The organism is Pseudoalteromonas sp. S3178, assembly GCF_005886985.1.
Lineage (GTDB): Bacteria > Pseudomonadota > Gammaproteobacteria > Enterobacterales > Alteromonadaceae > Pseudoalteromonas > Pseudoalteromonas carrageenovora.
The window spans coordinates 38,948-64,639 of record NZ_PNCW01000053.1 but is presented as its reverse complement, the minus strand read 5'-3'; the positions used below and the strand labels follow the sequence as shown (position 1 = coordinate 64,639).

At 39.4% G+C, this 25,692-nt stretch carries 27 protein-coding genes and 1 pseudogene; 16 read left to right on the top strand and 12 right to left on the bottom strand.

All coding sequences use genetic code 11. The annotated features are described in order from the left end of the window. Positions 1 to 7 precede the first annotated feature (7 nt). The 12 genes and pseudogenes from CWC11_RS15000 to CWC11_RS14945 all read left to right on the top strand — a co-directional run bounded on the left by CWC11_RS15000 (position 8) and on the right by CWC11_RS14945 (position 12,631). Positions 8 to 631: a 3'-5' exonuclease gene (locus CWC11_RS15000; RefSeq protein ID WP_138683349.1), complete on the top strand. Its 624-nt coding sequence runs from the start codon at positions 8 to 10 to the stop codon at positions 629 to 631. Positions 632 to 938: 307 nt separating this feature from the next. Further along, positions 939 to 1,403 carry a hypothetical protein gene (locus tag CWC11_RS14995; RefSeq protein ID WP_138683348.1) on the top strand — a complete coding sequence of 155 codons (465 nt, stop codon included), beginning with the start codon at positions 939 to 941 and terminating at the stop codon, positions 1,401 to 1,403. Between the two features lie 55 nt (positions 1,404 to 1,458). After that, the gene (locus tag CWC11_RS14990) at positions 1,459 to 3,135 is read left to right on the top strand and encodes a methyl-accepting chemotaxis protein (RefSeq protein WP_249330747.1); all 1,677 of its coding nucleotides are present in this window, start codon (positions 1,459 to 1,461) and stop codon (positions 3,133 to 3,135) included. Positions 3,136 to 3,251: 116 nt separating this feature from the next. Continuing rightward, a pseudogene (locus tag CWC11_RS14985) lies at positions 3,252 to 3,555 on the top strand (3'-5' exonuclease); the annotation flags it as partial. Between the two features lie 143 nt (positions 3,556 to 3,698). Next, positions 3,699 to 4,433, top strand: a complete 735-nt coding sequence (locus CWC11_RS14980) for an SIMPL domain-containing protein (RefSeq protein WP_138683347.1) — start codon at positions 3,699 to 3,701, stop codon at positions 4,431 to 4,433. Positions 4,434 to 4,512: 79 nt separating this feature from the next. Continuing rightward, positions 4,513 to 5,175, top strand: a complete 663-nt coding sequence (locus CWC11_RS14975; RefSeq protein ID WP_138683346.1) for a peroxiredoxin-like family protein — start codon at positions 4,513 to 4,515, stop codon at positions 5,173 to 5,175. 170 nt (positions 5,176 to 5,345) lie between these two features. Next, positions 5,346 to 6,356: an erythrose-4-phosphate dehydrogenase gene (gene epd, locus CWC11_RS14970; RefSeq protein ID WP_138683345.1), complete on the top strand. Its 1,011-nt coding sequence runs from the start codon at positions 5,346 to 5,348 to the stop codon at positions 6,354 to 6,356. A gap of 65 nt (positions 6,357 to 6,421) precedes the next feature. After that, positions 6,422 to 7,597 carry a phosphoglycerate kinase gene (locus CWC11_RS14965; protein ID WP_104642104.1) on the top strand — a complete coding sequence of 392 codons (1,176 nt, stop codon included), beginning with the start codon at positions 6,422 to 6,424 and terminating at the stop codon, positions 7,595 to 7,597. A gap of 201 nt (positions 7,598 to 7,798) precedes the next feature. Beyond that, positions 7,799 to 8,863, top strand: a complete 1,065-nt coding sequence (gene fba / locus CWC11_RS14960) for a class II fructose-bisphosphate aldolase (protein ID WP_138683344.1) — start codon at positions 7,799 to 7,801, stop codon at positions 8,861 to 8,863. 646 nt (positions 8,864 to 9,509) lie between these two features. Further along, on the top strand, positions 9,510 to 10,199 hold the full coding sequence (gene phoB, locus CWC11_RS14955; protein WP_058547137.1) for a phosphate regulon transcriptional regulator PhoB: 690 nt from the start codon (positions 9,510 to 9,512) through the stop codon (positions 10,197 to 10,199). Between the two features lie 54 nt (positions 10,200 to 10,253). Next, positions 10,254 to 11,558, top strand: coding sequence for a phosphate regulon sensor histidine kinase PhoR (phoR, locus tag CWC11_RS14950; protein WP_138683343.1), 1,305 nt, complete (start codon positions 10,254 to 10,256; stop codon positions 11,556 to 11,558). Between the two features lie 107 nt (positions 11,559 to 11,665). Continuing rightward, on the top strand, positions 11,666 to 12,631 hold the full coding sequence (locus CWC11_RS14945; RefSeq protein WP_058547139.1) for a PstS family phosphate ABC transporter substrate-binding protein: 966 nt from the start codon (positions 11,666 to 11,668) through the stop codon (positions 12,629 to 12,631). Positions 12,632 to 12,698: 67 nt separating this feature from the next. Here CWC11_RS14945 and CWC11_RS14940 read toward each other — a convergent pair whose 3' ends face one another. The 8 genes from CWC11_RS14940 to sfsA form a co-directional block, all read right to left on the bottom strand. Then, positions 12,699 to 12,935, bottom strand: a complete 237-nt coding sequence (locus tag CWC11_RS14940) for a hypothetical protein (RefSeq protein WP_138683342.1) — start codon at positions 12,933 to 12,935, stop codon at positions 12,699 to 12,701. A gap of 236 nt (positions 12,936 to 13,171) precedes the next feature. After that, entirely contained in the window at positions 13,172 to 14,020 is an 849-nt protein-coding gene (gene panC / locus CWC11_RS14935; protein WP_138683341.1) for a pantoate--beta-alanine ligase, read from the bottom strand. Further along, positions 14,020 to 14,814: a 3-methyl-2-oxobutanoate hydroxymethyltransferase gene (gene panB, locus CWC11_RS14930; RefSeq protein WP_138683340.1), complete on the bottom strand. Its 795-nt coding sequence runs from the start codon at positions 14,812 to 14,814 to the stop codon at positions 14,020 to 14,022. Before panB ends, panC begins: the two co-directional genes overlap by 1 nt. 31 nt (positions 14,815 to 14,845) lie before the next feature. Beyond that, positions 14,846 to 15,331 carry a 2-amino-4-hydroxy-6-hydroxymethyldihydropteridine diphosphokinase gene (folK, locus tag CWC11_RS14925; protein ID WP_138683339.1) on the bottom strand — a complete coding sequence of 162 codons (486 nt, stop codon included), beginning with the start codon at positions 15,329 to 15,331 and terminating at the stop codon, positions 14,846 to 14,848. A gap of 4 nt (positions 15,332 to 15,335) precedes the next feature. Further along, positions 15,336 to 16,634, bottom strand: a complete 1,299-nt coding sequence (gene pcnB / locus CWC11_RS14920; RefSeq protein WP_138683338.1) for a polynucleotide adenylyltransferase PcnB — start codon at positions 16,632 to 16,634, stop codon at positions 15,336 to 15,338. Between the two features lie 269 nt (positions 16,635 to 16,903). Continuing rightward, a complete protein-coding gene (gluQRS, locus tag CWC11_RS14915; protein ID WP_138683337.1) occupies positions 16,904 to 17,848 on the bottom strand; it encodes a tRNA glutamyl-Q(34) synthetase GluQRS in 945 nt (314 codons plus the stop codon). Positions 17,849 to 17,868: 20 nt separating this feature from the next. Further along, the gene (gene dksA, locus CWC11_RS14910) at positions 17,869 to 18,312 is read right to left on the bottom strand and encodes an RNA polymerase-binding protein DksA (RefSeq protein ID WP_058547146.1); all 444 of its coding nucleotides are present in this window, start codon (positions 18,310 to 18,312) and stop codon (positions 17,869 to 17,871) included. Positions 18,313 to 18,567: 255 nt separating this feature from the next. Next, on the bottom strand, positions 18,568 to 19,293 hold the full coding sequence (gene sfsA / locus CWC11_RS14905) for a DNA/RNA nuclease SfsA (protein WP_138683336.1): 726 nt from the start codon (positions 19,291 to 19,293) through the stop codon (positions 18,568 to 18,570). A 121-nt stretch (positions 19,294 to 19,414) separates the two neighbouring features. On the opposite strand from sfsA, the gene pepB reads away from it, so the two are divergent. Together pepB and CWC11_RS14895 are read left to right on the top strand one after the other, a co-directional pair. Beyond that, entirely contained in the window at positions 19,415 to 20,710 is a 1,296-nt protein-coding gene (gene pepB, locus CWC11_RS14900) for an aminopeptidase PepB (RefSeq protein ID WP_058547148.1), read from the top strand. 182 nt (positions 20,711 to 20,892) lie between these two features. Then, positions 20,893 to 21,459, top strand: a complete 567-nt coding sequence (locus CWC11_RS14895; protein WP_058547149.1) for a phosphoribosyltransferase — start codon at positions 20,893 to 20,895, stop codon at positions 21,457 to 21,459. A gap of 65 nt (positions 21,460 to 21,524) precedes the next feature. Here CWC11_RS14895 and CWC11_RS14890 read toward each other — a convergent pair whose 3' ends face one another. Beyond that, positions 21,525 to 22,181, bottom strand: coding sequence for a Crp/Fnr family transcriptional regulator (locus tag CWC11_RS14890; protein ID WP_058547150.1), 657 nt, complete (start codon positions 22,179 to 22,181; stop codon positions 21,525 to 21,527). Positions 22,182 to 22,460: 279 nt separating this feature from the next. Between CWC11_RS14890 and CWC11_RS14885 the strand changes: the two genes are divergently transcribed. Beyond that, a complete protein-coding gene (locus CWC11_RS14885; RefSeq protein WP_138683335.1) occupies positions 22,461 to 22,697 on the top strand; it encodes a YgjV family protein in 237 nt (78 codons plus the stop codon). 51 nt (positions 22,698 to 22,748) lie between these two features. Here CWC11_RS14885 and CWC11_RS14880 read toward each other — a convergent pair whose 3' ends face one another. After that, positions 22,749 to 24,419 carry an amidohydrolase gene (locus tag CWC11_RS14880; protein ID WP_138683334.1) on the bottom strand — a complete coding sequence of 557 codons (1,671 nt, stop codon included), beginning with the start codon at positions 24,417 to 24,419 and terminating at the stop codon, positions 22,749 to 22,751. A gap of 162 nt (positions 24,420 to 24,581) precedes the next feature. Here CWC11_RS14880 and CWC11_RS14875 point away from each other — a divergent pair, with 162 nt between their 5' ends. Further along, positions 24,582 to 25,040, top strand: coding sequence for an energy transducer TonB (locus tag CWC11_RS14875; RefSeq protein ID WP_138683333.1), 459 nt, complete (start codon positions 24,582 to 24,584; stop codon positions 25,038 to 25,040). 50 nt (positions 25,041 to 25,090) lie between these two features. On the opposite strand, the gene CWC11_RS14870 is transcribed toward CWC11_RS14875, so the two are convergent. Together CWC11_RS14870 and CWC11_RS14865 are read right to left on the bottom strand one after the other, a co-directional pair. After that, entirely contained in the window at positions 25,091 to 25,327 is a 237-nt protein-coding gene (locus CWC11_RS14870; protein WP_058547154.1) for an EF-hand domain-containing protein, read from the bottom strand. Between the two features lie 9 nt (positions 25,328 to 25,336). Next, a complete protein-coding gene (locus CWC11_RS14865) occupies positions 25,337 to 25,573 on the bottom strand; it encodes an EF-hand domain-containing protein (protein WP_058547155.1) in 237 nt (78 codons plus the stop codon). Positions 25,574 to 25,692: the final 119 nt, after the last annotated feature.

Below are 25,692 nucleotides of genomic sequence, written 5' to 3'. Positions count from 1 at the left end.
AAAGACCATGGTAAAAAAATTGCTTAGCGAATACTTTAAAAAGCGAAATTTATTAAGTCAAAATGCGTTAACGCAGCGCTATTTAGTTATTGATTTAGAGCTAACAGGGCTTGATGCAAAACAACACGAAATTGTATCGGTAGCGTGGGTTGTAATAGATAACCAATGTATAAAAATGAGTGAGTCAAAACACTTAGTTAATAAAGATGTTAAAAGCCTAGAGCAAAGCCCTGTATATCATGGAATTAACGACGATACTTTAGCTAAAGGGCAAAGCCTTGCCAGTATATTAGCGCAATTAAGCAGCCACTTTAGTGACTGTATTTTAGTGTTTCATAATGCAATGCTTGATTGGGGCTTTTTAAAAGTGGCGTTTAAAAGCGCAAATATTAATATTCAACCCAAACTCATCCTCGACACGCTCCATATAGAACAAAAACGCCTAATTAATCATTCATGTGATATAAAACAAGATGATTTAACCCTAAGTGCCTGCCGCACACGTTATGAGTTACCAAGCTATCATTGTCATCATGCGCTTACCGATGCACAAGCGACAGCCGAATTACTACTAGCTCAATGCCATCAAATAAGCCGTGGTAAAGAGCTAAAAGTGAAAGAGTTAACATAGACTTACCGCTTCAAAATACAGGTTTGTTTTAATTAACCTAATCTTGATTGGCTATTAGTGAAAACAGAAAACACAAAAATTATTTGCCTAAAAATGAATTCCTCCCTGTTTTTATTAAATAAATTCACTCCTTAAAGCTTATTAAACAAGGTTGCTCTACATATATAGTATTAAATCTTGCCAGATCGCATAAAGAAACTAATATGTTAATATAGATTATCTATAATGTTAATTACTTACTATTCCAAACTGTTTGTTCTAGAGCTGTTATAGCTCCATGACCATCTAATTTTTAAAAGAGAAAAATATGAGAAATAAAATTTTAAAGTGCATCGCGTGTTCTCTAATATTTTTAATTCCGACTGTTCAAGCAAGTGAAGAAGTTAAACATATCCCCGGAATTTTTATTGGCACCACTCATTTTGATAGTGAAAGTGAATTTACCTTTGGGATTGAATATGAGTATAAATTCACGGATGAATGGGGCGCTGGAGTGGTATATGAAAGAACAAATGATGCACATCATGGCGATGGTACAGCTGTAGTTCTAGCTTCTCTTTTTTATCACCCGACTAAAAATATTCGTTTTGGGGTTGGTTTTGGTGAAGAGCGTATAGGTGGAGGGCACCCTCACAATGAAGATTTATATCGTATCAGTAGTGCTTATGATTTTCATGTTGGAGATTTTGGTATCGCACCTACTGTAGCGGTAGATTTTATTGATGACGAAGAGGCTATTGTTATTGGTTTTGCTATCACTCGACCTTTTTGATTTTTACTTTTCAGCAATAATGTAAGGTTTAGCCCTAAAATTGAAGAGGTTTAAAATGTTAAGTAAGCTGTCTATTACCAGTAAAATATACTTCCTAGGTATTTCGCAAATAATATTAATGTTGATAATTGGGGTTATATCTTTAATACAGATGAATAAAATAGGTTTAGAGCTAGTTGACATAGCTGAGCGAGATATTCCTCTTAGCAATATGCTTACTACAATGTCGGAGCATAAATTAGAGCAAACAATATATTTTCAGCGGGTTTTGTTACACGAAAGTTTAGCATCAGGTGAAAGCAATGAAGAAATTGAAAATAAGCTCTCGTCGTTAACACAAAAAATTCAAAGTGAATTTAACAAATCAGAAAAATTTGTTCGTGACTCTATTGCTCAGCTTCATAGCGAAAAGGCTAAAACAAGTTTTAAAGCCTTGGCAAATGATCTGAAGCTTCTAAATACAGAATATCAAAGTATTACAGCGAACATTAATGATGTAATTAAAGCGGTTAAAACTCAATCTGTTTCTGATTTGGGCGATAAAATAAGTACAATTGAAGTCGCAGAAGACAAATTTGAAAAAAAACTAATAACACTACTTTCCCAAATACAGCAATTTACTTTAGATTCAGCCCTAAAAGCTGAAAGTGATGAAAAGCAAGGTATTGATTTAATCCTATATATATTTCTCTTCTCCGTTATTGTTGGTATGGCGTTATCATATTTTATAAGCAGAGCAATTTCTCGACCAGTAAATAGATTAAAAAATAGATTAGTTGAAATAGCAGATGGTGATGGCGATTTAACCTTAACGCTTGATGAAAGTGCTAGTGATGAAATAGGGGATACAGCAAGAGCATTCAACACGTTTTTATTAATGCTAAGAGAAACAATCAGTGAAGCGAATATACATTTATCGCAATTAGATGATTCATCTAAATTTGCAATAAATATTATGCAACAAACTGTGACCAACGTTGACAAGCAAAGGGTTGAAACTGAAATGGTTTCAACTGCCGTCGAAGAAATGACCTGTACAACTTTAGAGGTGGCAAGTAATACTCAAAATGCATCAACGGTGACCGAGGCTGTTAAAGAGCGAGTATTAAAGGGAAAATTAGAAGCGTCTCAAGCAAAGTTAGTCATTCAACGTTTAGCTACAGAAATAGATGAAGCAAGTACTGTGATAGAGAGCCTTGTAACAGAAACAAATAATATTGGCAGTGTTTTGGACACTATACAAAGTATTGCTGAGCAAACTAATTTACTTGCTTTAAATGCTGCAATTGAAGCTGCGCGAGCTGGTGATACAGGCAGAGGCTTTGCTGTTGTTGCTGATGAAGTAAGGGCTTTAGCGCAACGAACACAAGTTTCTACTGTTGATATTCAAAGCTTGGTTACCCGTTTACAAAGTGAAGCTAAAAATGCAGTGATGAGTATGAATAAGGGAATTAGTAGTGCCGACGAGTGCCTTAAAAAGAGTACTGAAACATCAGAAATATTTGCCGATTCTGCCATTGCAGTGAACGAAATTACGGATTTGAACTTACAGATTGCTACCGCTGCAGAAGAACAGTCGGCTGTTGTAAGTGAAATAAATCAAAACTTAATTAACATTACAGATATTGCCACAGAAACTTCGACAGGAGCACTAGATACATCTGAAGCAAATGAAAGTATCGCTAGATATATTAATAACTTAAGAATTAACCTTAATAAATTTAAAGTGTAACTATTCACTTTAAATTTATTAAGGAGCTTAAAGCAATACTAACGAGGTTGTATTTTCAGGCTAGTAGAAAAGACACTTATTACATATCGAACTATATTTACCAATTAAGCCTGTATTTAGTGTTTAATGATGCAATGCTTAATTGGAACTTTGTATAAGTCGTGCTAAAAAGTAAATATACATATTCAACTCAAACTCACTCTCGATACACTCCATATAGAACAAAAGCGCTTAATTAATCATTCAACTGAAATAAAACAAGATGATTTAACCCTAAGTGCGTGTCGTATGCGTTATGAGTTACCAAGCTACCATTGTCATCATGCGCTTACCGATGCAAAAGCGACTGCGGAGTTACTGCTAGCTCAGTGCCATCAAATAAGCCGTGGTAAAGAGCTAAAAGTAGGTGAATTGACGTAGGCTGGCTGTAGGCGCGGCTTTACGCTGCGCGAGGTAAACTCCCGCCTACAATAATGGACAGTTTACTTTTACTATTATCTGTATAACTATAGGTACAGGTGTTTTGTCACTATTTCAAGTAATCACTACTTCAAGGAACGAACATGAAACTCATCACTACTATTTTTCTAATCTTATTCCCAGTTATCGCTTTTGCTAATTCAAGCTTACCTGCTAATCGTCATATTGCAGTGCAAGGATCAGCTGAGATATTGGCTGTGCCTGATATGGCTCAAATATCTTTCGAACTAATAAGCTTTAAAGACAAATCACTTGATGCTAAACGTGATGTGGATGACCGAGTGAATTTGTTACTTAAAGGTTTAAGCAAGTATGATGTTAAGGAGACTGATGTTTCCGCTTCAAGCCTGTTAACTCATAATGATGACGATATGTTTAATGTCGAGAGCGGTACAGCAATAAATGCAGGATATGTAGCAACAAGAACACTTAAAGTAACATTAAGAAATATTGAAAAAGTGAATGATTTTATCGATTTTGCACTAAGTGTAAAAATTAATGAAGTGACGAATATTGAGCTTATGTCTTCAAAAGCCGCGCAGTTAGAAGCCGAAGCAACACAAGGCGCAATAGAAAACGCTATAGTTAAAGCAAGCGAACTTGCTAAAGCGTTTGGGGCAGAACTTGGAAAAATTTACAGTATTAATTCAAATTCTAACCGTTCAAGTTATGGTTATGGCGCAGATAGTTTTGAGCGAATAGTCGTGACCGGCTCTAAAGTTACTAGAAATCCATTTGAGCAAGGTAGATACTTGCAAGAAACTATTACATTTAAATCATCGATAAATGTGGTGTTTGATTTAGAAGTAGATGATTAAGTTAAAATTTTCATTCCAAATACATTGTCATAATGTAAGCTGGCTTTACGTTTTTGATTAATTTGAAGGTAGCCATACTATGAGTGATGAAAGCAACACATTAAAAGCACAAACCGAGGCAAAAGTAGCAGCAGGGCGAAAAGGTAATCCTGACTTTATGAAAGGTGTTGATGAGAGTATTGCTCAAGCAAAATCTTTTCAAGAGGGGGCTAATGCACTTGCTCTAAACCAAAACGCGCCAAACTTTGAGTTACCAAATCAACATGGTCAATCGGTGCAGTTAACCGAGTTACTTGCTAAAGGCCCCGTGGTTATTACTTTTTATCGTGGTAGTTGGTGCCCATACTGTAATCTACAGCTTAAAGCGCTTCAATCACGCTTACCTGATATTCATGCATTAGGCGCGCAGTTGGTGGCTATTAGCCCGCAGGTGCCTGATGGCTCAATGAGCGAAAACGAAATAAGTAACATGGATTTTGTAGTACTGAGTGACCAAAATGCAGATGTTGCAGCAAGTTATGGCGTAGCGTGGAAAGTCCCTACATTTTTATTAGAGCATATGCGCGTTGACCGCGGCCTTGATTTAGAGTCGCTTAATAACGGCAATGGCAGCATTTTACCTATCCCTGCAACCTTTGTTTTAAATAGCGAAGGTAGGGTAACGTGGCGTTATGTTGATGTTGATTACCGCACACGCTCAGAGCCAGAAGATATTCTTAATGCATTGAAAGCACTTAGTTAAACTTTTAGGTTGTACTTACTCAAAAGTAGCCTGCACTTTAGCTACTTTTGGGTTAATTTAAAGTTTCTAATCGCTCCCTCTTATAATAATGTTCAAGGTCGATTACAATACAGCCATCTAAAAGGCATATTGCCTTTATCTGCACGTCAAGAGAGTGGATTTTATATTTCATGGCAATCAAACTTGCAATTAATGGTTTTGGTCGTATTGGTCGAAATATTGTCCGCGCGTTGTACGAGTCAGGATTGAGCGACGAGATTAAAATTGTTGCGATTAACGAACTTGCTGACCCTGAAGCTATTGCTCATTTATTAAAATACGACACATCCCACGGTCGTTTTTCTTTTCCTGTAAAACTTGGTGAAGACACCATTAGTGTTGCAGGCGATACCATTGCACTTTTTTGTGAAGAAAACCCAGTAGAATTACCTTGGCAAACCCTTGATGTAGATGTAGTTCTTGAATGTACTGGTGTTTATCATTCGCGTGAACACGCACAACTACACATTACTGCGGGCGCTAAAAAGGTGCTGTTTTCGCATCCGGCTGATAACGACGTAGATGCCACAATTGTTTATGGCATAAACGACGATGAGCTTAAAAGCGAGCACACTATTGTATCTAACGGCTCGTGTACCACAAACTGTGTGGTACCCGTAATTAAAGTATTAGACGATGCGTTTAATATTGAGTCGGGCGCTATTACTACTATTCATGCTTCGATGAACGATCAGCAAGTAATTGATGCGTATCATCATGATTTACGCCGTACTCGCGCTGCGAGTCAGTCTATTATTCCGGTCGATACAAAGCTTGCCCGTGGTATAGACCGCATATTGCCTAAATTTAAAGGCCGCTTTGAAGCGATTGCGGTGCGTGTACCAACGATTAATGTTACGGCGATGGATTTAAGCGTAACGGTTAACGCTGATGTTGATTTGAATGCAGTAAATAATGCACTTAAAGCACAAGCGAAAGACCGCTTAGAAGGTATTTTAAGTTACACCGAAGAGCCATTGGTATCGGTTGATTTTAATCACGACCCGCATTCTTGTATTATCGATGGCACTCAAACACGCGTTAGTCATAAAAGGCTGATAAAGTTATTAGTGTGGTGTGATAATGAATGGGGTTTTGCTAATCGTATGCTCGATACAGCTCGTGCTATGATGGCTAAGTAAACGTATTTTATAATAATTTTAAATATATTTTTCAGGTTCAAGAATCGTTAACTAAGGAGATGTTCATGTCGGTCATAAAAATGGCAGATTTAGATTTAAACGGCAAACGCGTATTAATTCGTGAAGATTTAAATGTACCAGTGAAAGCAGGTAAAGTGACGTCAGATGCGCGTATTCGTGCTGCGCTACCTACTATTAAATTAGCGCTTGAGAAAGGCGCTAAAGTAATGGTTATGTCACACCTTGGCCGTCCTACGGAAGGGGAATATGATGAAGAGTTTTCGCTTGCTCCTGTAGCTGATTACCTAAACGATGCCCTAGAACAAACAGTGCGCCTTGAAAAAGATTACCTAAACGGCGTTGAAGTTGCTGATAACGAAGTCGTTGTGTTTGAAAACGTACGCTTTAACAAAGGCGAGAAGAAAAACGATGAAGCGTTATCAAAACAACTTGCAGCACTGTGTGATGTGTATGTAATGGATGCATTTGGTACGGCTCACCGTGCACAAGCCTCTACGCATGGCGTTGGCTTATTTGCAGATGTAGCCTGTGCAGGTCCGTTATTATCGGCTGAACTTGAAGCATTAGGTAAAGCACTTGATAACCCAGCTCGCCCATTAGTTGCTATTGTTGGTGGTTCAAAAGTATCAACTAAATTAACCGTTTTAGACTCGCTTTCTAAAATTGTTGACCAGCTAGTAACTGGCGGCGGTATTGCTAATACCTTTATTGCAGCAGCAGGTCATCCGGTTGGTAAATCACTTTACGAGGCTGATTTAATGGACGAAGCAAATCGTTTATGTGCAGCAGCTAAAGCAAACGATGGCGAAATTCCGGTTCCTACCGATGTTGTAGTAGGTAATGAGTTTTCAGACTCAGCAGTTGCTACGCTTAAAGATGTAAGCGAAGTGACAAGCGACGATATGATTTTTGATATTGGCCCTGATACAGCCAGCCAACTTGCTAAAATTATAGCAAATGCAGGTACTGTAGTGTGGAATGGCCCTGTTGGCGTATTTGAGTTTGATCAGTTTGGTAATGGCACGCGCGCTATTGCACAAGCAATTGCAAATTCAAAAGCGTTTTCAATTGCTGGTGGCGGTGATACCTTAGCTGCAATTGATAAATACGGCATTGCCGATAAAGTTTCTTACATTTCTACCGGTGGTGGTGCGTTCTTAGAGTTTTTAGAAGGCAAAAAACTTCCAGCAGTAGAAATGCTAGAGTCGCGCGCTAAATAAATTTATTTAGCCGTGTAAGGTGAGGGGAAACCCTCGCCAACAATTAATTATTAAATACCTCTCACCCTAATTTAATAATTAATTTTGACGGAACTTTGCTGCGAAGCAGTGATTTTTCGTGGTGTTATTTAAACGCCAAACTAACAAATCCGTTCAAACTAGATGGTAGGAGACTGCTGTCGATAAATTGGAGAATACCCAATGGCTTTAATCAGTATGCGACAACTTTTAGATCATGCAGCTGAACACGGTTACGGCGTTCCAGCCTTTAACGTGAATAACCAAGAGCAAATGCGCGCAATAATGGAAGCGGCTGATAAAACAAGCAGCCCAGTAATTGTTCAAGGATCAGCAGGCGCACGTGCTTATGCTGGTGCTCCATTTATCCGCCACATGATTTTAGCAGCCGTTGAAGAATGGCCACATATCCCCGTTGTAATGCACCAAGATCACGGCACCTCTCCCGGTGTTTGCCAACGCTCAATTCAACTAGGTTTTTCATCTGTAATGATGGATGGCTCATTAATGAGCGATGGTAAAACCCCTTCAAGCTACGAATACAATGTAGAAGTAACACGCGAAACCGTTGCGATGGCGCATGCGTGTGGCGTATCGGTTGAGGGCGAGTTAGGTGTACTTGGCTCACTTGAAACAGGTGAAGCTGGCGAAGAAGATGGTGTAGGCGCAGAAGGTAAACTAACTACGGATCAAATGCTTACCGACCCTGAAGAAGCTGCAGACTTTGTAAATAAAACCCATGTTGATGCGCTGGCTATTGCTTGTGGTACATCGCACGGGGCTTACAAATTTACGCGTCCGCCAACGGATGATATTTTAGCAATTGATCGTATTAAAGAGATCCACGCACGTATTCCTGATACGCATTTAGTAATGCATGGATCGTCGTCTGTACCACAAGAGTGGTTAGAGATCATAAATCAATACGGTGGCGAAATTCCTGAAACTTACGGTGTACCAGTAGAGCAAATTGTAGAAGGTATTAAGTTTGGTGTTCGCAAGGTAAATATAGATACAGACTTACGTTTAGCCTCTACTGGTGCTATTCGTCGCCATATGGCGCTTAACCCATCTAACTTCGACCCGCGTAAATACTTAGCAGACGCTACAAAAGCAATGACAGAGATTTGTGTAGCGCGTTACAACTCGTTTGGCACAGCTGGGCAGGCAAGTAAAATTAAGCCAATTTCACTCGATGAAATGCACCTTAAATACTTAAGCGGCGAACTAGACCCAAAAATTAGATAATACGCTTTTATAAGCGATTCTTTCAAAAGCCAGTAACTTAGTTTCTGGCTTTTTTAATGCCTATCAATTTTATTATGCTGAGATCACTGTATTACTAACCCGGTTATTTGGGATCACGAATTTACTAACGCATCTAATTTTTGGATCATTAATTTACTAAGCACAGCCTATATTGAGGCGGATTTGGCATTATAATTAATCTGATCGTTTTTTATTTATACAAATAATCAGTAACTTAGCGTTTTGACTAAGTAAAACTCTGATCTCAACACCGATCAGCTTGGTAAAATTCTGATCTTTCACTTAGCCCTTAGTAAAAAACCGATCTATTTTTGAACGAATGGTTATACGAATCCATTAATGTTGTGTAAAAGCAAAAGTTTATAAGCTATGTTAGTAAAGAGATGATCCCATCAAAAAGATTTTGTTTATCCTCAAACGAAATAAAACTGTCATCGCTTTAAAATATGTTTTTAACGGCATTAATAATTAAAATGTTTTTAAAAATATGACGTTAATGAGGGTTTTTGTCACTAATTTGTATTTTTTTTACCACGATTTTAATTTACACGTTACACTTTCATAAAAATGTCATACTTAGTCATAATAATGAAAACTAATTCGATAGCGTAAGAGATAATTTGGAATGTCACGTAAAGTACTAGTCGTAGATGACGAAGCTCCTATCAGGGAGATGTTGGTTTTTGTTTTAGAGCAAAATGGATTTCAGGCAATTGAAGCAGAAGATTACGACTCTGCCATTGCTGCAATGGTAGAACCTTACCCAGACATGGTTTTACTTGATTGGATGTTGCCAGGAGGCAGCGGTATTCAAATTGCTAAAAAGTTTAAGCAAAGTGAATATACTCGTCAAATTCCTATTATTATGCTTACTGCTCGCGGCGAAGAAGAAGATAAAGTTCGCGGCCTTGAAGTTGGCGCAGATGATTACGTGACTAAACCGTTTTCACCTAAAGAGCTTATGGCGCGTATTAAAGCGGTTATTCGCCGTGTTTCGCCAACGTCATTAGAAGAAGCGATAGAAGTTCATGGTCTTCGTTTAGATCCTATCTCGCATCGTGTAACCTCTGAGGGAAGCGAGCTTGATATGGGCCCAACCGAATTTAGATTATTACACTTTTTTATGACCCACCCAGAGCGTGTGTATAGCCGTGAACAACTGCTAGATCATGTTTGGGGTACTAACGTATACGTTGAAGACCGTACTGTTGATGTGCATATTCGTCGCTTGCGTAAAGCGATTGCACCACTTGGGCATGACCGTTTAGTACAAACTGTACGTGGTGCAGGTTACCGTTTTTCAAGCAAATTATAACGTACTTACAGCTCTGCTTGCTTGTAAAGTACTACTCTAAGGTAAAGTGAGTGTATGTATCGAGTTGTTAACAAGCAGGCGTTAGCAAAGCGCCTGTTTATTTATTTTTTACCCTTACTATTAATTGGTGTGCTAGTTGGCGCACCATTTTTGCTTTTATTTTTAGGCACAACTTCCCTTCTTGTATGGCACTACCATCAACTTTATCGTTTGAGTGACTGGCTCTTAAATCAACGCAGCTTTAATCCGCCTGAGGGTGAGGGCGCGTGGGAGCAAGTGTTTGAAGGTATATATCATTTACAACATCGCAATCGTAAAAAGCGTAACGAACTTGCTGATTTAATTAGGCGATTTCGTGATGGTGCTGAAGCGGTACCCGACGCAGTTGTAGTACTACAAAACGATTTAAGTATTGTGTGGTGTAATCAGTTAGCGCTTAAAGTTTTAGGCCTACAGTGGCCTACAGATCATGGTCAGCGCTTAGATAATTTAATACGCGAACCTAAATTTGCAAAATATATGCACCGTGGTGAGTTTGAGGAGCCACTTGAACTTGATAATGGTCATGCAATAGAGCAAGTGCTTGAGTTTAGGGTAATGCCGTATGCAAGCACTCAGCTTATGGTTGTTGTGCGTGATGTAACGCGTTTAAAACAGCTTGAACAAATGCGCAAAGACTTTGTTGCCAATGTATCGCATGAGCTGCGCACGCCGCTTACGGTAGTGACAGGCTACCTAGAAATGATGGATGGCGATATGATGCCACCGCCAGCTATGTGGAATAAAGCGCAAAATACCATGCTTGAGCAATGTAAGCGCATGGATAGCTTAGTTAATCAGCTTCTATCGCTATCGCGAATTGAAGGGGCTCGTCGTCAAGACAGCGATAAAGTAGTAAATGTACCTCAGCTACTTGGTTATATTCAAACCGAAGCGCAATCAATTAACCAAGATAAAGGCCACGAGCTAATTTTTAATATTGATACCACTTTAGATATTAAAGGGGCAGAGGATGAGCTACGCAGCGCATTTTCTAACTTAGTATTTAACGCAATTCATTACACTAAACCCGGTGGAAAAATTGAAGTAACTTGGCAGCGTAAAAATAATCATGCCTGTTTTAGCGTAAATGATAATGGCGATGGTATTGCGCCTGAGCATATAAACCGTTTAACCGAGCGCTTTTACCGTGTAGATAAAGCCAGAAGCCGAACAACCGGTGGCTCAGGTTTAGGGCTTGCGATCACAAAACATGTGCTTACAAGGCATGACAGCCAATTAAATATTAGTAGCGTGGTGGGTAAAGGATCGTGTTTTTCTTTTGAATTTTCAATAGATAAGATAGTTCCACAAGCGTAAAAAATCAAAGTCATAAAAGTGTCATTTAAGAGTAATGTAACTGTCATCTACTCACTTTAGAGTAGACGGCAGTTAGGAAATGGGACGAACAAATCGGAGAACCCCACATGAAATTTAAAAATTTAGTTGCCGCAATGGGTGTGGCTGTTACAACTTTAGTATCTGCGCAGGCTGTTGCACTTGATAAAGCAATTCCTGAATATCAAAAAATTAACGGTGTTTCAGGTAACTTTTCATCTGTAGGTTCTGATACGTTAGCCAACATGATGACTTTTTGGGCTGAAGAGTACAAACGTATTTACCCAAATGTAAACATTCAAATTCAGGCTGCAGGTTCTTCAACTGCTCCACCGGCGCTTACCGAAGGTACCTCAAATATGGGACCTATGAGCCGTAAAATGAAATCAAAAGAAATCGAAGCGTTCGAAAAGCGTTACGGTTACAAACCAACTGAAGTACGTGTAGCAATTGATGCACTCGCGGTATTTGTACACAAAGATAACCCAATTGAAGGTCTTCGTATTGATCAAGTAGATGCTGTTTTTTCTTCTACTCGTAAATGTGGTGCGTCTGAGCAAGTTAACCGTTGGAGCGATGTTGGCTTAACTGGCGACTGGGCTGCAAAAGACATTCAATTATACGGACGTAACTCTGTATCTGGTACTTACGGTTACTTTAAAAAGAAAGCACTATGTAAAGGTGATTTCCGCAACAACGTAAACGAGCAACCTGGTTCTGCATCTGTAGTGCAGTCAATCTCTTCGTCATTAAACGCTATTGGTTACTCAGGTATTGGTTACAAAACGTCAGGTGTACGTACTGTGCCACTAGCTAAAAAGGGCACTAACTTTGTAGATGCAACACTTGAAAACGTTGCGCAAGGTAAATACCCACTGTCTCGCTTTTTATACCTTTACGTGAATAAGCACCCTAACAAGCCACTTTCGCCAATTGAAGCAGAGTTCTTGAGAATGGTACTTTCTAAAGACGGTCAAAAAATCGTTGAAAAAGATGGTTACGTACCACTATCTGCTAAGTTAGTAGAAGTTGAACTTAAAAAGCTTGGTTTATAATATAAATCTAAGCTAATAAAAAACCGCTCAAAGAGCGGTTTTTTTGTATTTATAATTTAACACTAAACTATAAGCTACCTAATTTTTCGGCTTGTACTTTACACTGGTTATAGCTTTCTACACATTTTCCCGAGCATACTTGTTTTTTTAAACTTTCAGCAGTTGTTTGTTGTTCACAGCTGGTTTCGCACTGGTAGTTTTGTTGAGCACACTGGTTCATTTCAGGGTTTTCAACTTGGTTTTGACAACCTGCTAATAGTACAAAAGTAAGGGCAACTACGCTTGATTTTAGTAAAGTTTGCATGCTTATCTTATCCTTAAAGTCGCTCGCTAAAGTGTTATACCAATCCGCGATAATACTTAATCATCTTGGGGCTGAACGTGTCGCTACCTGCGTTAAAATCCTCATTTACGACTGCATAGATGCAGAAGTTAGAGCAATACAGGAGTAATTGCCGAGAACAACTCAATAACGAGTTTTTCCTAGCTATCAACACGATTTCCACTCTCAAAATAGATTACTTAATTAGCGAATGGGTATTAAATAACAACTTGTAAGTTGTCTATTAATCTAACACTGCCTAAAAAGGCTGCGGCTAAAATAACAAATTGTGTATCTTCGAGTGTAGCAGCTTTTAATGTATCTCGTTGAGCTATCTCAAAATAGTCAGGTTTTAAACCTGCCGCTTCTAAGTTTTGCTTAGCGCTATTACTCAGTGCAATAAAATCTTTATTACCGCTTTTTATTTGCTCTGCACATTCGTTTAAGGTTTTAAAAAGCACTGTAGCCGTCGTTTTTTGATCGGCCGATAGGTATCCGTTACGCGAGCTCATGGCAAGGCCTGAGACTTCTCGCATCGTAGGTACGCCAATAACTTCAACTGGTATTGATAAGTCGCGGGTCATGGTTTTAATAACTTGCAGCTGCTGAAAATCTTTTTCACCAAAGCAGGCATAATCTGGCTGTACTAAGTTAAATAGCTTAGTAACAACAGTTGCGACTCCTCTAAAGTGACCAGGGCGTGAGCCGCCGCAATAACCCATAGATATATCGGGTACGTCAACAAAGCTCTGTGCACCTAAACCGTTAGGGTAAATGGTGTCTACGCTTGGGGTAAATACAATATCTGTTTCAAGGTCGGCAAGACCTTGTTTATCTTCATTGAGTGTACGCGGGTAGTTATCTAAATCTTCATTTGCGCCAAATTGCATTGGGTTTACAAAAATGCTTACGACTACCTTATCGGCCAATGTTTTTGCTTTTTCTACAAGCGAAAAATGTCCTCGGTGTAAGTTACCCATGGTTGGCACTAATGCCACGCTAAGACCTGCTTGGCGCCATGCTTTAATTTGACTACGTAATGATTTGATTTCTGTAATTGACTGCATTATTTAAACTCGTGTTCGGCGCTAGGGAACGCGCCACTTTTAACGTCTGTACAATATTTTTGAACGGCTTGTGGCATGTTGCCAGTTTCGAGCAAAAAGTTTTTAGAAAATTTAGGTATGTAACCTGCTGAAATACCCACAAGGTCGTGCATTACTAATATTTGACCATCGGTTAAACTTCCTGCGCCAATACCAATAGTAGGTATGTTAATCGCATCAGTAATACGTTTAGCAAGGGCACTTGGAATACATTCTAGTACTAATAATTGCGCGCCAGCTGCTTCAAGCGCTTTTGCATCATCAATCATTTTTTGTGCTTTGTCGTCTTCACGGCCTTGAATTTTAAAACCACCAAATACATGCACCGATTGAGGTGTAAGTCCTAAATGACCACATACCGGAATACCTTGCTGAGTGAGCGTTTTAATGCTGTCGTATAGCCATTCGCCACCTTCAAGCTTTACCATATTTGCGCCAGCACGCATTAGCTCTGCGGCATTTTTACAGGTGTCACTTACACTTGAATAGGTCATAAATGGTAAATCGGCAATAACAAATAGCTCACGGCTACCTGCGCGTACACAACGTGTGTGATAGGCGATATCTTGATTAGTTACACCAAGCGTGTCGTCGCCACCTTGAAGTACCATACCTAAAGAATCACCCACTAAAATAACTTCTACGCCGTTATCATGAAATAACTTAGCAAAGCTGGCATCGTAGGCCGTTAGCGCAGTGATTTTGTTATTTTCTGCTTTCATTTTATTTAAAGTAGACACGGTTATTTTAGACATAATATTCCTCGCAGGCTAAAGCCTTGGTTAATTACAGAGGTAATTGTTGTAGGTCGTTGAGCGGTAAACCATCTGCAATGGTTTTTAATGCAATACCGCTTGGTAAAATAAGTTCGGGTGCAAGTTCTAGTAACGGATAAACTACAAACTCACGTTCGCATAAACCATAATGTGGCACAGTTAAACGGGTCGTATTAATAATCTGCTGGCCAAAAAGTAGCGTGTCTATGTCTAGCGTGCGCGGCCCCCAACGTTCGGCCTTTCTAACACGGCCGTGCTCAAGTTCAATTGCTTGAGTTAAATCAAGTAATTGCTCTGGCTCAAGGGATGTTTTTATACAGGCTACTGCGTTAACGTAATCGGGCTGATCTTGCGGGCCCATAGGTTTACTTGCATAGTAATGCGATACGTTTATAAATTCGCAATTAGGCAGCTTTTTAAGCGCTGTTACTGCGTTATCAAGCTGCTCTTTTGGTGAGTTTAGGTTGGCTCCTAAACCCAAATAAACACGCTGCATGTTTTTACTCAGTTGGCTTTTTTGTATTACGGCGACGAGGGCGTTTACGTGGCTTAGGTCCACCTTGATGACCTAAGTTTTTCACCATCTCTTTTTGACCGTTAATATCTTGGCTTAAGTATTGAGTCCACCACTGCGCTAATTCGCTATGTTGTGTTTCGCCTGCATCTACGCGTAATAATAAAAAGTCGTAAGCTGCTTTAAAGCGAGGCTGTTGCGTTAGTCTGTAAGCACGTTGACCTGCTCGTTTATCTAAACGATGTTGAATATGCCAAATGTCGCGAGCACCTAAGGTAAAGCGTTTTGGTACAGCAATATGCTGTGAATTATCGCTAAGTACTTTATTCATTGCTTGTGCAAAGGCGTCGTATTCAGAAAGTTGCTCTTGGTTTTGAATCTTTTTAGTACGTTCAAGTAGCGGAAACCATAGTAACGCGGCAAATACAAAAGCGGGTGTTACTTTTTTATCAGCATTTATGCGTTTATCGGTGTTTTGAAACATTTGCTGAATAAAAGCAGTTTCAAGACCGTTTGGATTTTTATCTAAAATTTTATCAAGTTCAGGAAATAGCGATTTAAATAAACCGTATTGACGTAACATTAAAAAGTTAGCTTCGGCTTTACCGTTTAAAAACAGTTTAAGTACTTCTTCAAACAAACGCGCAGGCGGAATGTTATCAAGTAAGCTGGCAAGTGCAGTAATTGGCTTTTCGCTATTAGGTGCAATGCTCATATCAAGTTTTGTAGCAAAGCGTACCGCTCGTAGCATACGAACAGGGTCTTCACGGTAACGTGTTTCAGGATCGCCAATTAGCTCAATTTGCTTTGCTTTAATTGCAGCTAAGCCGTTAGCGTAATCGTGAATGCTAAAATCGTTAATTGAGTAATACAAAGCGTTGATTGAAAAGTCACGGCGCTCGGCGTCTTCTTCAATACTACCAAAAACGTTGTCGCGCAATAATTGCCCTTCATTACTTGATTGGCTTATTTGGTTTTTGTCTTCTTGCGCTTCGTGGTGCCCGCGCATTGTGGCTACCTCAATAATTTCGCGACCAAATACAATGTGCGCTAAACGAAAGCGGCGGCCAATAAGGCGACAGTTTCTAAAAAGCTTTTTTACCTGATCAGGCGTTGCGTTTGTTACTACGTCAAAATCTTTTGGCTGTTGACCTAACAATATATCGCGAATACAACCACCAACTAGGTAGGCATCGTAACCACCGTCTTTTAAGCGGTATAATACTTTGATTGCATTTGGGCTAAATTGTTTGCGAGAAATACCATGCTCACCACGCGGGATCACTAACGGTTCGCTACTTACAGCGGCACTTTCAGTATTGGTACTTGGGCCAATAATCTGCCTGCAAAATTGAAAAAGCTTGGAAATAATAATCTGTCTCCTACAGAAGGTGTTGATTGGCTCTGTATTGCAATCAAAACTGCAGCAAGTATAGGCGTTAAAACGTATTACTGGCTGCTTAACATAATTAGCATATATTTAGGCGGCTATCATATACCAGCAGGGTTTAAAAATTAAGTTGATGTGTTGAAATTAAGCCGTTTTTAGCTATTTTATTTGCTTAAATGCGTAAATTGGACTGCTTGGTGAGTAGGATGTTGAGAAATTTGTATTTCAGGCACTTTAGGTACTTGCTTTAAGCTAAAGTTTTTAACTCCCCACGCAATTAATTGTTCAATATTTAAATCTAATAAATCGGTGCTGATGGGCAAACCTAAAAATTCAAACGCACTGATTAAAGCAGGTTTTGGGTTTTGTTTACTAATTGCAGGTGCGTAATTTTGTTTAGAGAGTTTAAAGCCTGGCTCTGCAACCGCTAAAGGTAAATGGGCAAACTCAGGAGTAGGGCTGTTAAGTTGTTTAAATAAACTTATTTGCCTTGCTGTTGGTTCAATTAAATCCGCGCCTCTAACAATACGATTGATACCTTGGTCAATATCATCAACAACAACAACAAGCTGGTATGCAAATAATCCATCACTTCGCTTTATAAGGTAATCTTCAACGGCGAGGGCTTTATTTACGTTTATATCACCTTGTATTAAATCGCTAAAATGAGTAGTGGGGTATTGCTGAGTAAGGCGTAGTGCACCTGTAGTTGTATCATGATTAAGTGACTTGCAATGTCCTTGATAAATGCCACCAATGGCTTTTATTTGTTTACGAGTACAACGACATGCATAAGTAAGATTTTGTTTTAAAAGTGACTGAGTAATATCTTGGTATAAATCTAAGCGCTGCGTTTGATATACAACGGGTTCATCCCAGTTGAGGGCGTAGGCTTGTAAGGTGTGTAAAATATCGGAGTCGGCGTTTTTGACCACGCGCGTAGTATCTATGTCTTCTATACGTACTAACCACTTTCCTTGGTTAGCTTTAGCATCAAGAAAGCTACCCACAGCCGCCACAAGTGAGCCAAAGTGTAATGGCCCAGAAGGAGACGGTGCAAAACGACCGCGATAGTCACGCAAAGGCGTGGTAACGGCTGTAGGAGACATAGTTAATTAATATTGGTTAATTAACCGCGTCCAGCTTGTTTTTCTTTGATTTCTGCAAGTGTTTTACAATCTACACATAAATCAGCAGTTGGACGCGCTTCTAAGCGGCGAATGCCAATTTCGATGCCACATGATTCACAAAAGCCAAAATCGTCTTCTTTAATTAAATTGATTGTCTTTTCAATTTTTTTGATCAGTTTACGTTCGCGGTCACGAGTTCTTAGTTCTAAAGAGAACTCTTCTTCTTGCGCAGCGCGGTCAACTGGATCAGGAAAGTTAGCAGCTTCGTCTTGCATATGCGATTTTGTGCGGTCAACTTCGTTACGTAAATCGTTGCGCCATGCTTCTAAAATCGCTTTAAAATGAGCACGTTGTGCTTCATTCATATACTCTTCGCCCGGCTTTTCTTGGTATGGTTCTAAACCGGCCTGAGCCAATAAACCATGTCTTTTTTGGTCTGGCATAACTCTCTCCTAAATCCTTAATTTAATGCCTCAGCATTAGCCGGCGGTATAAATAGCAGAATCTTATACCCTAGGCAAATTTATTTTTGATTAATCGAATTAGCTTCAACCATATTTTGCGGCTAAAAAGCACATTTTTTGCTAATTGTTCTTTTAATAGCCGCATTTTCGCTTTCTAAAACTTGCCTATTAATATGGGCAAAAAGTTTAAAAACAAGTTAAATTTTTAATTTTAAGCATTATAGACTCATATTTTTACGAGTTAGCTATAAATGCAATTTTCTCATTGAGTATTATTTCGTTGGCGCTAATGCTTGCCTTATAAACTAAAACCTCAACACCTTTACTAATAGCGTGGTTTAATAGTGCGTTATACTTTTCATCTATATCTGCAGCTCCGCTCACTTTATTTATCCCTTCGTGCAATACAGCGAACAGTAATACTGCACGGTGGCCTTGTTCGATCATTTCAATGAGTTCGCGAATATGTTTTTGCCCACGCAGCGTTTGCGCATCCGGAAAATAGCCTTGAGCGCTTTGCGGGTCACTTTGACTTAGTAATGTGACCGACTTTACTTCAACGTAGCAATCACTTTTACTGCTATCGGTAAGTAAAAAGTCTATGCGGCTATTTTCACTGCCGTACTTTACTTCGCTTTGCAGTTGCTCATAGCCATTAAGCTCAGTAATAACATTGTTGTTTATAGCCTCTTCAACCACTTTATTAGCAATGGCTGTATTTACACAAATAAGTTGCGATAAACTATTTTTGGTCAGCTCTAATGATTGTGGGTATTTTCGCTTGGCGTTGTCGCTGGTTGAATAAAAAGCGCTAAAGCCAGGTTCTGCACAGCCGGTCATTTTGCCTGTGTTGGCACAATGAGCGGTAAACTCGCTGCCATCTTCAAGTTGTAGGTCGGCTAAAAAACGTTTGTAGCGCTTTAATAAGGTCGCGCTTTGTAGGGCTGGGCTGTATTTCATTAAATATTCCAATACTAAACGCAGTTGGTACGTAGGTTTATGTTATTTATCTCAAGCTGTTGGGAACTTGTGCGCACTATAGTAAACTCGTTGGCACATTTAAGTGCAAGGATATTCTAACATGAGTGAAAAATTTGTTGTTCAACTAAGCGAACACGCAGCACCGAGTCATTGGGGCGAAAGCGCCACGTTGTCTTTTAACGAGCAAGGCGCAACGGTTCATTTATCTGAGCAAGAAACATTAAAAAATGTTCAAAAAGCAGCGCGTACTATTGCTAACCAAGGCGTAAAAAGCGTTGTATTAGCTGGTGATGCATGGTGCACCGAAAGCCAGTGGGCTTTTTACCAAGGCTTTGTGACACCAAAGTTATTAGATGGTGTTGAATTTACAGATAACGCACAGTCAGATATTAAAGAGCTTGCACATTTAAAAGCCTCGGCTACATGGGCACGTGAAATGGTAAATGGCACAGCTGATGACATTTACCCAGAGAGCCTTGCTGAAAAAGCAGCTGAATTTATTCAATCATTAGCGCCTGAGCACGTAAGTTACCAAATCATTAAAGGTGATGCCTTATTAGAGCAACAGTGGATTGGCATTCATGCGGTTGGCCGTGGCAGTGTTCGCCCTCCTGTATTACTTGAGCTTGATTACAACCCTACAGGCGATGAAAATGCACCAGTAAGTGCAGCTCTAGTAGGTAAAGGTATTACATTTGACTCTGGTGGTTATTCAATCAAGTCAAGCGAAGGTATGCTTGGTATGAAGTGCGACATGGGCGGTGCAGCAACTGTAACCGCAGGTTTAGCATTGGCTATTAATCGTGGTGTAGAAAAACGCATTAAACTATTTTTATGTTGTGCAGAGAACTTAATCTCTGGTCATGCATACAAGTTAGGCGATATTTTAACTTACAAAAACGGCACGACGGTTGAAATTGTAAATACCGATGCAGAAGGACGATTAGTACTTGCCGATGGCTTAATGGCTGCAGGCGAAACGGGTGCACCATTAATTATTGATGCCGCTACGTTAACGGGCGCTGCACTTGTTGCTGTTGGACAAGAGTACAACGCTTTATTTGCACTTGATAAAGAGCTAGTTCGCGAAGTAGAAGATTTTGCGTCTCAAGAAATGGAAGCGGCATGGCCATTACCACTTGAAAAGTGGCACCAGCAAAATTGCCCATCACCATACGCTGATACGGCTAATAGCCGTGCTCAAAAAGGTGGCGGTTACGGCGGCGCATCAAACGCGGCAGGCTTTTTATCACGCTTTGTACCAAACGATGGTAAAGGTTGGGTACACATAGATTTAGCTGCTGCATTTAATATGGGCAGCACTAGTCAATGGGCTGCGGGTGCAACAACTCAAGGCATGAGAACAGTTGCTCGTACATTGTTAGAAAAAGCTTAATAATACGTAAAATAGGCTTTTAATACTTTAAATAGGCACCCTTTGGTGCCTATTTTATTATTTACAGGCAAGCAATTTTTTTTTATTTACGGTAAAATCCTGCGCCAATACCTGTTTGAGTGTTTATTTATTGGCTAAAGAGCCTTCACTCAAATGTTATACTCACCACTGGGGTTCTAACTATGTCAGATAAGTGCTACATCACAGCTCAACAGCTACTTGAAGATTCATTCCGCGTAGCGGCACAAGTTTATAAAGACGGCTTTCGTCCAGACTTTATTATTGGTATTTGGCGAGGTGGTGCACCAATAGGTATTGCTGTGCAAGAATATTACGATTACAAAGGTATTGAAACCGACCATATTGCGGTTCGTACTTCGTCTTATTACGGCATTGGTAAACAATCAAAAGAAATTAAAGTACACGGTTTACACTACATTGTAGAAAACGCGAATGCGGGTGACTCGTTACTAATTGTTGATGATGTATTTGACTCAGGCCGCAGTATTGTCGCTCTTAAAGAAAAGCTTTCTGAGTTAATGCGTTTAAACCTACCTAGCGACATTCGTATTGCGTGCCCGTACTACAAACCTAAAAACTCAAAAGTAGATACTATTCCAGATTACTACATTCATGAGTCGGAAGAATGGTTAGTGTTCCCACATGAGCTATCGGGTTTAACGCCTGATGAAATCATCGAAGGTAAATCTGATCTAGCTAAAATTCACGATATTTTATTAGAAAAATAGCGACGTGATATTACTCATAAAAAAAGGCCGTTGAGGCCTTTTTTTATGAGTAAATTTTAAATAACTTAAAGTTGAGCAAAGCTATCAACATATTCGCTAAGCTTAGGAATGTCGACCGCCTGCAAACCATGAGTACTTCTTTGCACGAGATCTTTTTCAACGAGTTCAGTCACAACGCGTCTGTAAGCTCGCTCAGTGGTTGCAAAGCGTTCGGCTTCGGCATTTACTGTGGGGTAAGCTCTTAGAAGCGTAGGGTTGTTGTTCTCGGCTCTTAATAAGCAATCCTTAGCTATGTTGTAGCTCAGAGGTAGTAATAACTTATCTAAATTGATTTTTTGGTTTTCCTGAAACTTAGCCGCAATAGTTTGTGCTGTGTATAAGCTAAGTTCTGGCTTTTCGAGTAGTAGTGCTCGCCAATGTCGTAATTCAATTAAGTTATAGGTTACGTCACTAAAACACGTAACAGTATAAATACACGGGTTATTGTTAAGCGCTTCTATTTCGCCTATCAACGTATTGTTGCAATCCAATTGACCTAACAGCAGGCGGCGTCCGTTGCCTACATCGTAACTAAACGACACAGTGCCACTGCGTACAAGCACAAGCTTGCTTAAAGGCTGATCTTGGTGGATCAGCACTTCTTTTTTTGATTGCTGATAACTACTACCCGCAAAGGTAAGAAGTTGTTCAACAAGGTAACTAGAAAAATGGTATTGAAACATCAATATGCTCTTCGGACAATTGTCCTATTTATTACACCCTAATGACGTTAACATTAAAGCTCTAAGAATTTACGCTAACTTGCAATTACATCTAGCCTTGCTAAATGTATTATTTTACCTTCATTTCCCGTGTAATGATTTAGGAAGTTGTTGGCAACCACCAGCAAACTTTTTTGGGTTTTTATGCAAGTTAGCTTTTTTATTTAACACTTTGCAATACTTATAAGTGCCATAAGTTAGCAGTAATGTAATGCTAACCTAAAGCCTAGGAGAGAACAATTGAGTTGGGAATATTTAGGTTATATTGCATCAGCTTTATTGGTTGCATCGTTAACAATGACCGATGTAGTTAAACTACGTTGGTATAACATGTTTGGCTGTATTGTTTTTACAGCTTATGGTGTGGCAATTGACGCCGTACCTGTTATTTTTACTAATGGCTTACTTGCGCTAGTAAACATGTATCATATTATTAAATTATATCGCCAGCCAAAAGTAGTTCAGGCAAAAAGCTAAACTATTCGGTGGTACTAAAAAGGGTTAACGTGAGTTAACCCTTTTTTGGTTTTATTTACCGCTTACCTCTTTTTCGTACTTAAGCTTACCGGCAATCCATGTTTGTAGTACATGAGTGTTATAAATTTCTTCAACGGGTACTTTAAAGTAGTCTTTGTCTATTAAAATAAAGTCAGCCCATTTACCTTTCTCTAAGCTGCCAACTTTAAACTCTTGATGCGCCGCATAAGCACCGCCTAGCGTGAATGCACGTAATGCATCTTCTCTATTAAGTACTTCACTTGCACGCCAGCCGTTTTCAGGCAATTTATTATGATCCATCCGTGTAATAGCTGAATATAGGCCATCAAATGGGTTTGCCAGTTCTACAGGATAATCAGACCCTGCAGCCACTACCGAACCTTGTTTTAAAAATGTTTGCCAAGCATAAGCACCGCTTAGTTGTTTGTCAGTTAAACGCTGCTCTGCCATGTGCATATCTGAAGTAGCATGAACAGGTTGCATAGATGGAATTATTTTCAATGCTTTGAAGCGAGGAATATCGTCAGGCTTTACAATTTGCGCGTGCTCTATTCGGTTTCGAAGAAGTATTCCGCCAGTTTTTTTAAATACATTTTGATAGGCATCAAGAACTACCTTATTTGCTTTATCACCAATAGCGTGCGTATTTGCGCTAAAGCCGCTTTTAAAGCTTTGAGTGAAAATAGACTCGAGCTTTTGCTGTGTTTCAAGCATTAAACCATGATGGCCTGCTCTGTCTGCATATTCTTCAATAAGGGCAGCGCCACGAGATCCTAGTGCGCCATCGGCATATACTTTAACACTGCGAATTTCCATAAAGTCATTTTTGTCATGGTAGCGGCCTGCTTTTAGCATTTCTTCTAAATCTGGACTTGCACCGCTTAACATAGCCACAATTCTAAGTGGTAAATTACCTAAGTCGCCACGTTCTTTGTAAACTTGCCATGTGGTTTTATCAATACCTGCATCGTGTGTTGAGGTAATGCCTAAGCTTAATAAGTGCTTGCCGGCTGCATCTAGTGAATTACTAATATCTTCTTTTGAAGGAGCTGGCATATGTTTTGTAATTAGCGCTTCGGCTTTATCAACAAATATGCCAGTAGGATTGCCAAACTCATCTTTTATTATTTCACCGCCTTCAGGCGCTTCGGTTGTGGCGGTTATGCCTGCAAGTTCAAGCGCTTTGCTATTTACCCAAATAGCGTGGCTGTCAACGCGTGAAAGTACAACAGGGCGGTCGTTAACTATTTTGTCTAAGTCTTTAGCGCTTGGAAAGCGGGTATCGCTCCAAAGCTCTTGGTTCCAGCCTCGGCCTACAATCCAGCCTTGTTTATCTTTAGCAAACTCTTTTAATTTTGAAGTAACGTCATCAACCGATTTTGCACCTCGTACATCTAATTGCGATAAGTTGTCGCCAAGGCCAATTACATGGCCGTGCGCGTCAATCAAACCAGGTAGCAAGGTGTTGCCATGTGCATCAATTAGTTTCGCATTAGGAAAGCTATTTTTAAGGGCATCTCCGCCTAGGTTTATTACCTTACCATTTTTAATAACAAGGGTAGAAAATTGCTGTACTTCACCTTTGTATAAAGGTGTGTAGCCGTTTGCGTTGTATATAATTTTGGTTTGAGCAATAGCGTGGCACGAACTAGCTAATATGGTTGCTAGTAGCAGTGGTTTTATCAATGTTTTGAGTTGCATAAGGTATTATTTTTTATTGTTTGTGCGTTAACACTAGCAAACCAAAATTTATAATACCAATGTGAGAGGTGAGTAATACCATATTATTTTTTGGTTGCGTATTAGGTAATTTATGTGAATACTACCTAGTATTAACGATTTATTAACGCATAAGGAGTTGCTATGAAAGCTCTATACTTTATATTTCCAATGACTGCCTTACTTAGTGCATGCAGTTCAACTACAGATTCTTCAGAAGATATATCTAAGCTTAATTATTTAGACTTATCTACTCCAGAATTACGTGATACAGAAAAAGAATACTGGCTAAACAAAAAAAGGGTAGAGCCAATCTATCCGGCTAAAGCCGCTAAAAAAGGCATTACAGGGTGTGTCGAGCTTGTGGCAGTCATTAATTCACAAGGTAAAGCGCAAGGTTATAAGGTCATTTCTTCATACCCAGAAGGTGTGTTTGATCAAAGCTCTCTTAAAGCTGTCAAGTTGTGGCGTTGGAAGGCAGCCCCTCAAAATACAAATAAGCAACCAGTACTAACAAATATTAGACTGGATTATTCACTCACGCCAAAACCGACAGGCGAAGAGTATCTAAAAAATTGTCCTGCTCGTAAGTTTTATTACTAACCATAATAAATTTCAGGCTAGGCAATAACCTAGCCATAACTTTTGAATTATTACTTACTTGCATATATGCCGTATTCGCTAAGTGAAAGTCGGCTGTCTTTGTCTTTATCATAGCTTGCAAAGCGTGACCATAAGGCGGGATCTATTGCGGTTTCTGCTCGAGATAAAAAGCCATTTTTGTTTCTATCTAATTTTTTAAATTGCTCTGCAATATTGTTGTTGGCTGCAAAGGTAGCTGCGCTAAAAATACTAAACGCGAAGAGCGCCATATAGCTTATGTTTTTCATACAAATCACTTAGTAGAGGTTATTAGTGAGATAATTTTTAAATTCGACTAACGAAATTTGGTTATCTTGGTTCTTGTCCCACATCACAAACGTGCTCAAAAGTTGCGGTTGAGGTTCAAGTTCATCTTGGGTTAGGTAGCCACTTTTATTGCTATCGAGATGATCAAAGCGTTGTTTTACATCAAGTGCAGCGGCATTAAAGCTAAAAAGCAAAAATAGGCTTGATACAAATGTAAGTATCTTCATGGTATTCCTTCCAAAAGATGTGTTTTAATTTGGCTACAGGAAAGAGAAAAAGCACTTGCCGTAATTTAATTCCCAACATTAAATCCGTTTACACACTCCCTCAGGGATTATGGCAAATG